Source organism: Streptomyces sp. MS19, assembly GCF_047200595.1.
Lineage (GTDB): Bacteria > Actinomycetota > Actinomycetes > Streptomycetales > Streptomycetaceae > Streptomyces.
This window is the reverse complement of the sequence record NZ_JBJZOH010000011.1, coordinates 1-11,363: the sequence shown is the minus strand read 5'-3', so window position 1 is coordinate 11,363 and position 11,363 is coordinate 1. Positions and strand designations below refer to the sequence as shown.

The window sequence follows — 11,363 nt, the reverse complement described above, 5'->3', positions numbered from 1 at the left end:
GAATGACAGCACCCGGGAATGCGCGGTGGTCGCAAGAGACGGAACGTGTTCTGCGTGGAGCCGGGTGGTCACCGGGACGCGCTGTGGGCGTTGAGTCGTACGAGGAGCTGCTTTCCCGAAGCGGCGGTTTTGCCATGCATCCGGCGGCGCGTGATTTCTTGGCCGAGTTCGGAGGCTTGGAAGTGGAGGCACGTGGGCCGGGCATCAGCGCGTTGAAGGCTGATTTCCAAATCGATCCGACTCTGGCTGAAGGGGAAGACGAGATCTTCGACGTGCTGAGCGAGGAAGCGGGAACCAACCTCTACCCCCTCGGCATGATGGGACGCCGCAATCTGTACATCGGCATGGCAGCCGACGGCAGGGTGTTCCTGGGCATGGACAGCGTCTCGGAATACGCCGAGAACGGAGACCGGGCGCTGGAAAAGCTCGTGGAAGGAATCCGGTGACGCCTGATTCAAGCGTGGGGGCGCCAGCGAGCGGCGGTCGACGAAGACGGGCCGCAGGATCTTCCTGACATGGACGACCACAGCGCGAGGCGTTGGTCGCCGACCGCGGAGCGTGTCTTGAGAGAGGCGGGCTGGACCCCGCAGCGCCGGGTGCCGACGGAAGAGTGGGAAAGGTCCCTCGAAGAGAGCGACGGGTTCGAGATACACGAACGGGCGCGTATCTTCCTGGCCGAGTTCGGCGGCCTCGCCTTCGACGTGTCAGGGAAAGGTGTCACTATGGCGCTCGGCCCCTTCTCGTTCGATCGGCTGGAAGCGAAATGGGAGGCCGACATCTACGGGTACATGAGTGAGGAGAGCGGCAAGGCCCTGTACCCCATCGGAGAGATGGACCATAGGAACCTGTTCCTCGGTATGGCCCAGGACGGTTCCGTCTACCGGGACCGCGATCACGTCGAGTTCTTCGCGGAGAGCGGCGACCAGACAGTGGACAAGCTCGCCGTCGGGTACCGGTGAGAAGGTCGTCCCGCACGAAGGACGTGTCCGCGTGGCAGCAACCCCGGACTCACGGTGGTCGGTGAGCGCGGAGCATCTGCTCCGCGCTGCTGGTCGGCGGGCGGACCGGTGGGCGGACGTGCCGGCCGGGGTGCCGCGCGAGGACGGTGAGGGCAGCGTGTGGTTCGCCCGCGGTGTGGCCGCGGGCCCGGTGCTGAACGGGTCCGTGGCCGTGTCGGTGGCGCAGGCCGGGATCGCGGTGGGGAGTGTGCCGGGTGGCTTCGGCTTCTCCCTCAACGGGCCGCGCGGTCCCCTGTGGCCCGGCCAGGTGGGGCAAGGCCCGTCGGCAGGGCCTTGCCCCGGGGGCGGGTCAGCTGACCCAGATGTTGGCGTAGCCGCTGCTCTGGTAGCCCTCGGTGGCGAGGATCATGTAGTAGCTGAAGTTGCCGAGGTTCATGCCGGCGCGTGACCAGGCGTCGAAGTGGGCGCCGGTGTTGATGCTGCCGCTGGTGCGCTTCGACTGGTTGACGCTCCAGTACTGCGGGAAGGTCTTGGTGCCTTCCACGGACGGGGCGTTGTAGCGCATGGTGCGGTACATGTCGTACGTCGCGCCGTTGCTGGAGACGGTGCCGCGGAACTCGCCGGTGGGGCGGTAGGTGCCGTAGCTGTCGACGATGTAGTACTCGACGAGCGGGTTGGACGTCCAGCCGTAGAGGCAGAGGTAGCTGTTGCCGTTGGGGCTGTAGTTGCCGGACCAGTTGACGGTGCGGCGGCTGCCGTTGCTCCAGCCCTTGCCGCAGACGAAGTTGCCGACGTTGCTCCACTGGGTGGTGTAGTTGCCGCCGGACTTGAGGGTCATCGAGACGGAGCCGCCGCCGTCGGTCCAGAAGGAGTAGTAGTAACCCTCGTGCGTGCCGGTCTGGTTGGTCGTGATGGTCGTGTCCGCGTGCGCGGTGCCGGGGACCACGAGGGCGGAGGCGCCGAGGGCGAGCGCGCCCGCGCCGCCGATGAAGTTCCTGCGGCTCGTCGGGCGGACGAGAGGGGAGTCGTCCTGGTGCAAGGGTTCCTCCTCGGGGAGGCCGGTGCGGGGCACCGGCGGCGTGGTGGCGGCCGCGCGTCGGCGTCGTCCCACGCCGCGGCGGCCTGCCGGGACCCGGCCACCCCGTTGGGTGACCTGGACATGCCACAGTGTGGAAACGGCGCGGGGGGTTGTCAACGGTTTCCGCAAGCATTCCGGAAGAAATGGGAGGGTGGCGGGGGCGGCGGTTGAGCGTATGGGCTGGTGGAGCGCCCACGCGGGCGGCGGCGCGGCGAGCGGCGGGGCGTTGACCGGTCGGCGGGCGGCGCGCGTTCCGAAAAGTTTTCAGCGGGCTTCCGGCGTCACCAGCCGCCGTCCACGCGGAGCGCGGAACCGGTGATGTACGCGGACAGCGGGCTCGCCAGGAAGGCGATCACGTCGGCGTACTCGCGCGGTTCGCCGATGCGGCCGACATCGTTCGCCGCGAACGCCGTGTCGCGGTTCGCCGCGATCTCCTCCCACGTGTCGCCCCAGCCGCGCTCGCGCCCCACGGCGGTCAGCCGCTCCACGGCGCCGGGGACGAGGATGCCGCCCGCCACGACGACGTTCGACGTCACGCCCGTGTGGCGCAGCTCGCGCGCGAGGGACCTGGCGAGGTTGGCGCGGGCCGCGTTGGAGGCGGCGTAGTGCGGCTGGGTGGTCTGCGGCAGTTCGCCCGTGACACTGCCGACCTGGATCACGCGCCCCCAGCCGCGTGCGCGCATGGCGGGGACGAGGCGCTGGATCATGCGGACGCCGGAGATGACGTTGGTGTTGTAGATGTCGGCCCAGTCGGCCGGGGTGGTGGTGGTCCAGTCGACGGACATGTCGTAGCGGCCCGCGTTGTTGACCAGGATGTCCACCGGGCCGCCGGCCAGGGCGGCGGCGGTCACGGCGTCGGCGCCCTCGTCCGTGCCGAGGTCGCCCACGGCCGTCGTCGCGCTGCCGCCCGCCGCGCGGACCGCCTCGGCGACGGCGGCGGTACGGGCCGCGTCGCGGCCGTGGACGACGACGGACGCGCCCTCGGCCGCCAGCAGCCTGACGGTCTCCTCGCCCAGTCCGCCGCTCGACCCGGTGACGAGCGCGCGCTTGCCGTGCAGCTTCAGTTCCATCGTTCGTGTCCCTTCGTGGGCCCGGGGCGCGGTGCCGGGGGCGCGGTCCCACGATGCGTCGCAGAAAATGGACCGGCAAGTCCAGAAATGGCGGTACGGTGGACCGTACGGTCCAGCCGGCCGAGGAGGGCACCACCCGATGGAACGCGTCCTGACCCCCAAGGGCGAGGCCACCCGCGCCCGCATCGTCGCCGGCGCCGCCGAGGTCCTGCGCGTGCACGGCCCGGCCGTCACCACCCTCGACGACATCCGCGCGCGGACCGGCACGAGCAAGAGCCAGCTCTTCCACTACTTCCCCGGCGGCAAGGACGACCTGCTGCTCGCCGTGGCCGCGCACGAGGCAGACCGCGTGCTGGCCGACCAGCAGCCGCACCTCGGCCGCCTCGACTCCTGGGACGCCTGGCACCGGTGGCGCGACGCGGTCGTGGAGCGCTACCGCGCCCAGGGCGACACGTGCCCGCTCAGCTCGCTGTTCGCGCAGGTCGGGCGCTCGACGCCGGGAGCGCGGGCCATCGTCGTGCAGCTGATGGAACGGTGGCAGGAGCACCTGGCGACGGGCATCCGCGCGCTGCGGGACGGCGGGCAGGTCCCGGCGTCGCTGGACGTGGACGAGGCCGCCACCGCGCTGCTGGCGGGCATCCAGGGCGGGGTGTCGATCATGCTCTCGACGGGACGCACGACGCACCTGGAGGCGGCGCTGGACTGGCACATCGGCCGGCTCAGGACGGCGGCGGGGTGAGCCTCTCGTCATGGTGCGGGCACCATGACCTCATTTCACTCAGGAAGACGGCTTCGGCCGTCCTGTGACGGCGGAGGACCGCAGACCGTGCACCTCACCGCCCGCGAAGCGCACCGCGAGGCGGCGCGTCCGGCTCATGACCGGCTGGTCGCCCGGGACCGCCGGCCGACAGCCCACCCGGCCTTGCGGCGGCCCGATGCCTTGTGACGGGGCACGCCGAGTCGCCGCTGCCCTGGGAGCCGCCGCCGGCCGGCGTGGGGGGCGCGCGCCGGCTTCCGCGATACCGTCCGCGCCGCCGGACGCGACCCGTACGCCTGGAAGGGCACCGAGGACGTCCGCCGCCCGCGTGTCCGCCCCGACCGGGACGGCGGCCGCGACAGGTGAGGCACCCTGACCGGTCGCCCCTGGGCCGTCGAACTGCTGCCGGGACCCGGCCCGGCCGTCGCCGACTACCCGCCCGGCTCGTCGTCCGGGCCGCGTGACGCGCGCAGTCACGCGTTCGTGCGGGTCCTGCGCGGGCGCGCCACCTGGACGGCGGGCGGGGACGCCGTGCCGCTCGCGCCGGGGACGCACCTGCTCGTGCGGCCCGGCATGCGGGACACGTTCCACTGGGACCCGGACGGGACGACGCGGCACGCGTACGTCCGTTTCCGGCCGGTCGCGGGCCCGTTGGACGACGCGGGGTGGTCGCTCGTGCGCTCGATGTGCGCGGGGCGTGCCCGCCCGGCCGGCGGGAGCACGCGCGGGAGACGCTGCGGCTGCTGCTTGGCACGTTCGTGGCGGGCCCGGAACCGGCGGGGGACCGTACGGCCGCGCTGCCCGCGCCGGTCGTCGCGACGGCGCGGGCGGTGCGCGACGCGTGGGCGGACGGGATCGCGCGGCCCGTCCCGCCGGAGCGGCTGGCCGACGCTGCGGGCGATCGCCGTCCGCAGCGGCTTCGCCGGCGCGTACCACTTCTCGCGCCGCTTCCGGGCGGCGTACGGCATGGCGCCGCGCGCGCTGGCGGCGCGCGGCGGGGGACGCGTGGAACCCCTTGCCCGCCCTCGGTGTCCGGGAGCTGCACATGGTGATGAGGTGTGCCGTGTGCACTGTCCTCCTGTGCCGTGTGCGGGGCATGCGCTGTGTGCTGGGGACTCGAACCCCGACATGGCCCTGCACGTCTACCAGGAGTGACCGGATTCCGCCGGTCGCGGCTGTGCACCGCCTCCCGGACGCCTACCTGCTCCGCGTCCTCGTCCCGCCCGTGGGTCAGTCCAGCAGGTCCGCCTCCCAGTTGGCCTGCTGGATGCGCAGGTCCAGGTGGCGTATCTCCTTGGCCACCGCGTCCGCCTCGGCGCGCAGCCCGGCGACGGGGAGGGCGGCGAGCATGCGGAGTTCGGAGCGCAGCTGGCGCCGTGGGCCGTGCTGGTCGCGCCCCGCTGCGGCGTCGGCGGCGTCGGTGAGGACGGAGTGCCGCAGCCGCAGGACGTCGCGGCGGGCGAGCGCGTCGGTGAGGGTGCCCACGCCCTCGACCGCGACCGTGGCGTTGGTCAGGTTGACGCGGCGTATCAGCGTCTCCAGACGCGTCAGGACCTCGCCGGTCTCGGCGAGGAGCGCCGCCGCGTCCTCCGGCGGCTCGTCGCCCTCCTGGTACCGGGCGCTGCCCTTCACGCGGGCGCGCAGCTGCTCCACCTGCCGCATGGCGGCGGCCCGTTCGGCCAGTGCCTCCGCGAGTTTCACGCGCCCTCCCCCCTTCGTCGCATGCCCGGCATCATGGCAGACCACGGGCTTCGGCGCGCGGTATAAAGAGCACAGACGTACGACTTGAGAGGTGGGGGCAGGAATGGCACTGTTCGGAAACGCGCACACGGTCGACCCGGTCGCGGCGCGGGAGGAGTACGCGCGGCTGCTGGGCGAGGACGAGCAGGTGCACGCCGCGTTCGTGCTGATCCGGGACACGCTGCTGTTCACGGACCGGCGGCTGATCCTCGTGGACAAGCAGGGCGTGACGGGCCGGAAGGTGGAGTACCACTCGTACCCGTACCGCAGCATCTCCCACTTCGCGGTGGAGACCGCCGGGACGTTCGACCTGGACGCGGAGCTGAAGCTCTGGATCTCCAGCAACCCGACGCCGATCACGAAGAAGTTCACCAAGGGCGTCGACATCTACGAGGTCCAGGCGATCCTCACGAAGTACGTCGCCCGCTGACGCTCAGGGGTGGAGCTTCCTGCCGTCCGCCAGCATCTCGACGTAGGTCGTGATGCGGCGGGCGCGGGTCTCCGGTCTCTTCGCCTCCTCGACGCGGTGCAGCACCGCGTAGCGGTTCTGCTTGTCGAGGCCGGCGAAGAACTCGGCGGCGGCCGGGTTCGCGGCGAGGGCCGCGGCCAGGTCGTCGGGGACGGTGACGTCCTTCATGCCCTGGTACGCGGCGTCCCAGCGGCCGTCGGCCTTGGCGCGCTCGATCTCGGCGAGGCCCCAGGGGCGTACGCGGCCCGCCGCGAGCAGGGCCGTGGCCTTCTCGCGGTTCACCTTCGACCACCTGCTGCGGGGGCGGCGGGGCGTGAAGCGCTGGACCCAGTATGTGTCGTCGACGGAGCGTTTGTGCCCGTCGATCCAGCCGTGGCACAGGGCGACTTCGAGTGCCTGCGCGTAGTCGAACGCGGGCGCCGCGCCCGGCTTCTTCTTGCGGAGCCGCAGCCAGACGCCTGACGAGGACGCGTGGTGCTCCTCCAGCCAGGCGTCGAACTCGGTGGCCGAGGCGAACTCGGCGGTCTCGTCGTCATCAGCGCTCATGCCCACGACGCTACGCCCGGACCAGGACGACTTCTGTCCTCATCACCCGCGCCGTGTCACGCGGGCGGCGGGCCAGGCGGGGTGCCGTCGCCGAAGGGGCGTCCGCCGAGGTCCTCGCGGTGGTGCGGCGTGAGCCAGCCCGACAGGTCGGGCCCGGCGGGGACGATGGCGCCGGGGTTGATGCCCGTGTGGACCTGGTAGTAGTGCCGCTTGATGTGGTCGAAGTCGACCGTGTCGCCGAAGCCGGGCGTCTGGTAGAGGTCGCGCGCGTAGGCCCACAGCACCGGGTCCTCGGTGAGCTTGTTGCGGTTGCACTTGAAGTGGCCGTGGTAGACCGCGTCGAAGCGCACGAGGGTGGTGAACGCGCGGATGTCGGCCTCGGTGATCGTGTCGCCGACCAGGTAGCGGCGGTCGGCGAGGCGTACGGACAGCAGGTCGAGGCGGCGGAACACGTCGGCGTACGCGGCCTCGTACTCGTCCTGCTCCGTCGCGAAGCCCGCGCGGTAGACGCCGTTGTTGAGGTCCTGGTAGACGCCCTCCATCAGCTCGTCGATCTCGGCGCGCAGCGGCTCCGGGTAGAGGTCGGGGGCGCCGGGGCGGTGGAGGTCCGTCCACTCGGTGGCGAGGTCGAGCGTGAGGCGCTGGTAGTCGTTGGTGACCAGGCGGCCGGACGGGATGTCCACGAGCGCGGGGACGCTGACGCCGCCGGGGTGGTCCGTCTCGCGCGCGTCGTACGCCTCGCTGAGGTGGTGGATGCCGAGGACGGGGTCGCGGCCGTCGGGGTCGAGCGTGAAGCGCCAGCTGCGGTCGTCCTGGATCGGGTCGGCGACGGCGAGGGAGAGGGCGTCCTCCAGGCCGAGGAGGCGGCGGGAGACGAGGGCGCGGCTCGCCCAGGGGCAGGCGCGGCTGACGACGAGCCGGTAGCGGCCCGCCTCGACGGGCCAGCCGTCGCGGCTGTCGGCGGTGACGCGGTCGGTGAAGTGGCTGCGGGAGCGGTTGAACTTCTTCCGGCCGTACGCGGCGTTGCCGACGCCGTCCTCCGTGTCGCCCATCGCCGTGTGCTCCCCGCGTCGTCGGTCGGTCGGTCGAGGTCCGCCGGTCAGGGCAGTGCGGGTGCCCGTTCCCGGTGGGTTCACACCCGAGTGTGCACGCATGGTTCACCTCGCGGTCACCCCGGATTGCCCCGCCGTGGCGCGGCGGCGTCTACCGTCGCGTGGTGCCGAAGCTCTCCGTCGTCGTGACCTGCCACAACGTGCAGGACTTCCTGTCCACCACGCTGCGGAGCCTCGCCCGCAACGCGACGGATGACATCGAGTTCATCTTCGTCGACGACCACTCCACCGACGCAACCGCCGGCATCCTCGGCCGGGCGGACGCGCTCCCGCCGCGCAGCCGGGTCGTCCGGCACGCGGCCAACGGCGGCATCTCGCGGGCGCGCAACACCGGCATCGACGCGGCGGAGGGCGCGTACCTCGCCTTCCTCGACGGCGACGACTGGTACGCGCCCGGCTACCTGGCGCGGCTGCTGGCGGCGGCCGAGCGGCTCGGCGTGGACTTCGTGCGCACCGACCACGTCCAGGCAACGGGCCGCGAGCGGCTCGTCGTACGGGCGCCCGCGCCGCGCCGCGACGTGCCGCTCGACCCGCTGGACGGCGTGCTCCCGGCCAACGCGAAGACGATGGTGGACTACCCGTTCGTCTGGGCGGGGATCTACCGGCGGGGGGTCTTCGACGACGGGCTGCGCTTCGCGCCGGAGCTGCGGACGGCGGAGGACCGGGTGTTCGGCTGGCAGCTGCACCTGCGGGCGCGGAGCTTCGCGGCGGTGGGGCTGCTGGGGGTGTTCTACCGGCGGGGGGTCGGCGGGTCGCTGACGCAGATCCGGGACGAGCGGCAGCTCGACTTCCTCCCGGCGCACGACCTGATCATGGCGGAGGTCGCGGCGCACCCGGCCGCCGACCGCTTCATGCCGAAGATCGTACGGACGTACTGCGCGATGATCGCCTTCCACACGGCGAACGCGTCCGGGTACGAGCCGGAGGCCGCCAAGCGGCTGCGCCGGGAGGCGACGGCGGCGCTGCGGCGGATGCCGCCCGACCTGCTCGATCCGGTGCTGACGGCGATGGGCGACGAGCGCGGGCGCGTCCTGCGGCGGCTCGCCGGTCGGGCGACGCGGAAGGCGGCGGCGGCGTGAACGCGGGGGCAGGGCTGACAGGGCGGACCGGGCGCACCCAGGTCTTCGAGGTCTCGACGCTATACGGCGCCGCGACGCTCGCCGCGGCGCTGGACGCGGGCATGTTCGAGCCGGGGCGGCGCGTCCTGCTCGTGACGAACAACGCGGCCGTCCCCGAGGCGGCGGCCACGCTGGACGAGATGACCGGCTGGGCCGCGATCGCGGCGCGTTTCGACACCGTGGTCGACTGGAACGAGACGGTCTTCCCCAACCACCCGTCCCTGTGGGCGCCCCCCGAGACGGACACCGCGGCGTGGCAGCGGCTGCTGCGCGTGGCGTGGGACCTGGGCAACGGGCCGCTCGACCTGGTCGTGGAGTCGGTGCACGCGAAACCGGCGGCGGCGCTCGCCGAGATCTTCGCCGACGCGGACGTGCACGTGTACGCGGACGGGCTGATGAGCTACGGGCCCACGCGGGAGCGGCTGCTGTGGCCCACGGCCTGCCGCGTGCAACGGCTGCTGCACCTCGACCTGCTGCCGGGGCTGACGCCGCTGCTGCTGTCGGAGTTCGGCGCGCCCGCGGAGATCGTGCCGGACGCGGCGTTCCGGGCGGTGCTGGACGAGATCAGCGGCGCGTGCGCGGAACCGGCCGTGGCGCGGCGCGTACCGGGTGAACGGACCGCAGTGATCCTCGGGCAGTATCTGGCGGCGCTGAACATCCTCTCGGCTGCGCAGGAGGAGGGGTTGCACGAGCGGATGCTGCGCGGGGCGGCGCGGGCGGGGTGCGCGCACGTGGTGTTCAAGCCGCACCCGACGGCGCCTGCGCAGTACTCGAAGGCGCTGGAGAAGGCGGCGGCGGACGCGGGCGTACGGCTGACGGTGCTGGACACGCCGATGCTGGCGGAGACGGTGTTCGACCGGGTCGGTCCCGACCTGGTCGTGGGCTGCTTCTCGACGGCGATGCTGACGGCGTCGGTGTACTACGGGATTCCCATCGCGCGGGTGGGCACGGACCTGGTGCTCGGGCGGCTGCGGCCGTTCCAGAACAGCAACCGGGTGCCCGTCTCGCTCGTGGACGCGTACGTGCCGGACATCGAGGCGCTGACGGGCGGACTGGAGACCCTGCCGGGGACGCCGGAGGACGCGGGCGCGGCGCTCGGGGCGCTGGTGCGCGTACTGGGGTACACCATGCAGCCCCGGATGCACGCGCCGCTGCGGGGCGGGGCGGAGCAGTGGCTGGCGGAGCATCAGGGCGGTCTGGCGGCGCGGTACGTCAGGCGGAGCAAGCTGACGGCACTGGCGCTGCCGGGGGGCTTCGCGTCGGGTGTCGCCGGTCAGATGCCGGGGCGCCGGGCGGCGCTGCGGCTGGTGCGGAAGGTACGGGCCAGGACGGTGGGGAAGAGCTGACGGGGGCGCCCGCCGGGCGCCGGGCGCGGGCCGGAGTTCGCCGGGAAGGACACGCAGCGGGCGCCGCCGTGCGAGGGCACCAGGGTCCGTCGTCACAGGGGGCGTGAACAGGGTGGTCTCTTCGCGGACGGTACCTGGGTGCTACGGCCACCGGCCTGGCGTCGCCCTGCGTACAGGTGTTCCCCGAGGGTTCAGGCGGCGAGGCGGCGCACCAGGGTGACGAGGGCTTCCCGCTGGGCGTCCTCGTCCTCGCCGGCGGCGGGGACCAGCATGCGGGCGAGCTGGGGCATGGTGAACCAGGACGCGACCAGCGAGATGACCGCGTGTACCAGCTGGCCCGGCGGGATGTCCCGGGCCAGGGTGCCGGCCTCCTGGGCTTCGGCCAGGGCGGCCGCCTTCTCGACGTAGTGCCCGGTGCGCTCGGCCTCGGCGGCCACGGGGCCCCGGCTCTGTAGGCCCTCCCAGGCCAGCAGGCGCACGAAGTGCGGGTGCCGGCGGTGGTAGTCGAAGAGCCGACCCGCGTAGTCGCCGAGGTCGGCGCCCTGGTCAGCGGTCAGCGGCACGGCGGCCGCGATCTTCGCCAGCTCGGCTTCCAGTACCGCGCCGAACAGCTTCTCCTTGCTGCCGAAGTACTGGTAGATCCGCTCCTTGTTGACACCTGCCCGGGTGGCCACACGGGCGACGCGGGCTCCCTCGGGGCCGTGTTCCGCGAATTCGCCGACCGCGGCGTCGAGCAGAAGCTGTCGGGTGCGTGCTGTGTCCCAGGCCATGCTCCGAGACTACCCCATCCCCAACCGTACGGTTGGACATCGGCGCGACCATGTGCCAGACTCCCAACTCAACGGTTGGATATCAGGAATCCGGCCCCTCCGAACAGGACGCACGCATGTCCGCGAACACCGCTCCCGCCGCCCCGTCCGTCCACCGCCGTGCGCTGATCACGTGGCTGGCCGTCTACCCGACCATCACTGTCGCGCTCGGCCTGCTCGGCTCGGTCCTCGGCGGCCTGCCGCTGCCGCTGGAGACCCTGGTCCTCACCGCGATCGTCGTCCCCACGGCCGTTTACGGTCTCGTCCCGGTACTGATGAAGGCCGACGCCCGCCAACGGCTCTTCCGGTGACCACTCACGGAGCCCGCCCGGCCGCGACCCGTCGGACCTCGCCGGTCA

General features: G+C 72.5%; 14 protein-coding genes. 7 read left to right on the top strand and 7 right to left on the bottom strand.

Going from position 1 to position 11,363, the window contains the following annotated elements:
• The first annotated feature begins 2 nt into the window (after positions 1-2).
• Positions 3-446, top strand: coding sequence for an SUKH-3 domain-containing protein (locus ACL02R_RS13690; RefSeq protein WP_398841959.1), 444 nt, complete (start codon positions 3-5; stop codon positions 444-446).
• 69 nt (positions 447-515) lie between these two features.
• Positions 516-959, top strand: a complete 444-nt coding sequence (locus ACL02R_RS13685; RefSeq protein ID WP_412797157.1) for an SUKH-3 domain-containing protein — start codon at positions 516-518, stop codon at positions 957-959.
• 349 nt (positions 960-1,308) lie between these two features.
• Here ACL02R_RS13685 and ACL02R_RS13680 read toward each other — a convergent pair whose 3' ends face one another.
• Positions 1,309-1,998, bottom strand: a complete 690-nt coding sequence (locus tag ACL02R_RS13680) for a glycoside hydrolase family 11 protein (RefSeq protein ID WP_412797156.1) — start codon at positions 1,996-1,998, stop codon at positions 1,309-1,311.
• Between the two features lie 320 nt (positions 1,999-2,318).
• Complete coding sequence (locus tag ACL02R_RS13675) at positions 2,319-3,107, bottom strand: SDR family NAD(P)-dependent oxidoreductase (protein WP_412797155.1); 789 nt, start codon at positions 3,105-3,107, stop codon at positions 2,319-2,321.
• A 139-nt stretch (positions 3,108-3,246) separates the two neighbouring features.
• On the opposite strand from ACL02R_RS13675, the gene ACL02R_RS13670 reads away from it, so the two are divergent.
• Positions 3,247-3,846, top strand: coding sequence for a TetR/AcrR family transcriptional regulator (locus ACL02R_RS13670; RefSeq protein WP_412797154.1), 600 nt, complete (start codon positions 3,247-3,249; stop codon positions 3,844-3,846).
• A gap of 491 nt (positions 3,847-4,337) precedes the next feature.
• Here ACL02R_RS13670 and ACL02R_RS13665 read toward each other — a convergent pair whose 3' ends face one another.
• Together ACL02R_RS13665 and ACL02R_RS13660 are read right to left on the bottom strand one after the other, a co-directional pair.
• Positions 4,338-4,832, bottom strand: coding sequence for a hypothetical protein (locus ACL02R_RS13665; RefSeq protein ID WP_412797153.1), 495 nt, complete (start codon positions 4,830-4,832; stop codon positions 4,338-4,340).
• Between the two features lie 262 nt (positions 4,833-5,094).
• Complete coding sequence (locus tag ACL02R_RS13660) at positions 5,095-5,565, bottom strand: DIP1984 family protein (RefSeq protein WP_412797152.1); 471 nt, start codon at positions 5,563-5,565, stop codon at positions 5,095-5,097.
• Between the two features lie 103 nt (positions 5,566-5,668).
• Here ACL02R_RS13660 and ACL02R_RS13655 point away from each other — a divergent pair, with 103 nt between their 5' ends.
• Positions 5,669-6,034 carry a PH domain-containing protein gene (locus ACL02R_RS13655; RefSeq protein ID WP_412797151.1) on the top strand — a complete coding sequence of 122 codons (366 nt, stop codon included), beginning with the start codon at positions 5,669-5,671 and terminating at the stop codon, positions 6,032-6,034.
• Positions 6,035-6,037: 3 nt separating this feature from the next.
• Here ACL02R_RS13655 and ACL02R_RS13650 read toward each other — a convergent pair whose 3' ends face one another.
• Positions 6,038-6,619 (bottom strand): YdeI/OmpD-associated family protein, encoded by a 582-nt coding sequence (locus ACL02R_RS13650; protein WP_412797150.1) that lies wholly within the window; start codon positions 6,617-6,619, stop codon positions 6,038-6,040.
• A gap of 56 nt (positions 6,620-6,675) precedes the next feature.
• Complete coding sequence (locus ACL02R_RS13645; RefSeq protein WP_412797149.1) at positions 6,676-7,671, bottom strand: glutathione S-transferase family protein; 996 nt, start codon at positions 7,669-7,671, stop codon at positions 6,676-6,678.
• Positions 7,672-7,835: 164 nt separating this feature from the next.
• On the opposite strand from ACL02R_RS13645, the gene ACL02R_RS13640 reads away from it, so the two are divergent.
• Both ACL02R_RS13640 and ACL02R_RS13635 read left to right on the top strand, forming a co-directional pair.
• A complete protein-coding gene (locus tag ACL02R_RS13640) occupies positions 7,836-8,810 on the top strand; it encodes a glycosyltransferase family 2 protein (RefSeq protein ID WP_412797148.1) in 975 nt (324 codons plus the stop codon).
• Positions 8,807-10,195 carry a polysialyltransferase family glycosyltransferase gene (locus tag ACL02R_RS13635; RefSeq protein WP_412797147.1) on the top strand — a complete coding sequence of 463 codons (1,389 nt, stop codon included), beginning with the start codon at positions 8,807-8,809 and terminating at the stop codon, positions 10,193-10,195. Before ACL02R_RS13640 ends, ACL02R_RS13635 begins: the two co-directional genes overlap by 4 nt.
• A 191-nt stretch (positions 10,196-10,386) precedes the next feature.
• Here the strand turns inward: ACL02R_RS13635 and ACL02R_RS13630 are convergent, their stop codons facing one another.
• A complete protein-coding gene (locus ACL02R_RS13630) occupies positions 10,387-10,965 on the bottom strand; it encodes a TetR family transcriptional regulator (RefSeq protein ID WP_412797146.1) in 579 nt (192 codons plus the stop codon).
• A 116-nt stretch (positions 10,966-11,081) separates the two neighbouring features.
• Here ACL02R_RS13630 and ACL02R_RS13625 point away from each other — a divergent pair, with 116 nt between their 5' ends.
• Complete coding sequence (locus ACL02R_RS13625; protein ID WP_412797145.1) at positions 11,082-11,315, top strand: hypothetical protein; 234 nt, start codon at positions 11,082-11,084, stop codon at positions 11,313-11,315.
• Positions 11,316-11,363 lie beyond the last annotated feature (48 nt).

Bases quoted from the DNA above. Each gene is read 5' to 3' on its own strand.
- ACL02R_RS13690 (WP_398841959.1), top strand. From the start codon at position 3: ATGACAGCACCCGGGAATGCGCGGTGGTCGCAAGAGACGGAACGTGTT.
- ACL02R_RS13685 (WP_412797157.1), top strand. From the start codon at position 516: ATGGACGACCACAGCGCGAGGCGTTGGTCGCCGACCGCGGAGCGTGTC.
- ACL02R_RS13675 (WP_412797155.1), bottom strand. From the start codon at position 3,107: ATGGAACTGAAGCTGCACGGCAAGCGCGCGCTCGTCACCGGGTCGAGC.
- ACL02R_RS13670 (WP_412797154.1), top strand. From the start codon at position 3,247: ATGGAACGCGTCCTGACCCCCAAGGGCGAGGCCACCCGCGCCCGCATC.
- ACL02R_RS13665 (WP_412797153.1), bottom strand. From the start codon at position 4,832: ATGCCGTACGCCGCCCGGAAGCGGCGCGAGAAGTGGTACGCGCCGGCG.
- ACL02R_RS13655 (WP_412797151.1), top strand. From the start codon at position 5,669: ATGGCACTGTTCGGAAACGCGCACACGGTCGACCCGGTCGCGGCGCGG.
- ACL02R_RS13650 (WP_412797150.1), bottom strand. From the start codon at position 6,619: ATGAGCGCTGATGACGACGAGACCGCCGAGTTCGCCTCGGCCACCGAG.
- ACL02R_RS13645 (WP_412797149.1), bottom strand. From the start codon at position 7,671: ATGGGCGACACGGAGGACGGCGTCGGCAACGCCGCGTACGGCCGGAAG.
- ACL02R_RS13630 (WP_412797146.1), bottom strand. From the start codon at position 10,965: ATGGCCTGGGACACAGCACGCACCCGACAGCTTCTGCTCGACGCCGCG.
- ACL02R_RS13625 (WP_412797145.1), top strand. From the start codon at position 11,082: ATGTCCGCGAACACCGCTCCCGCCGCCCCGTCCGTCCACCGCCGTGCG.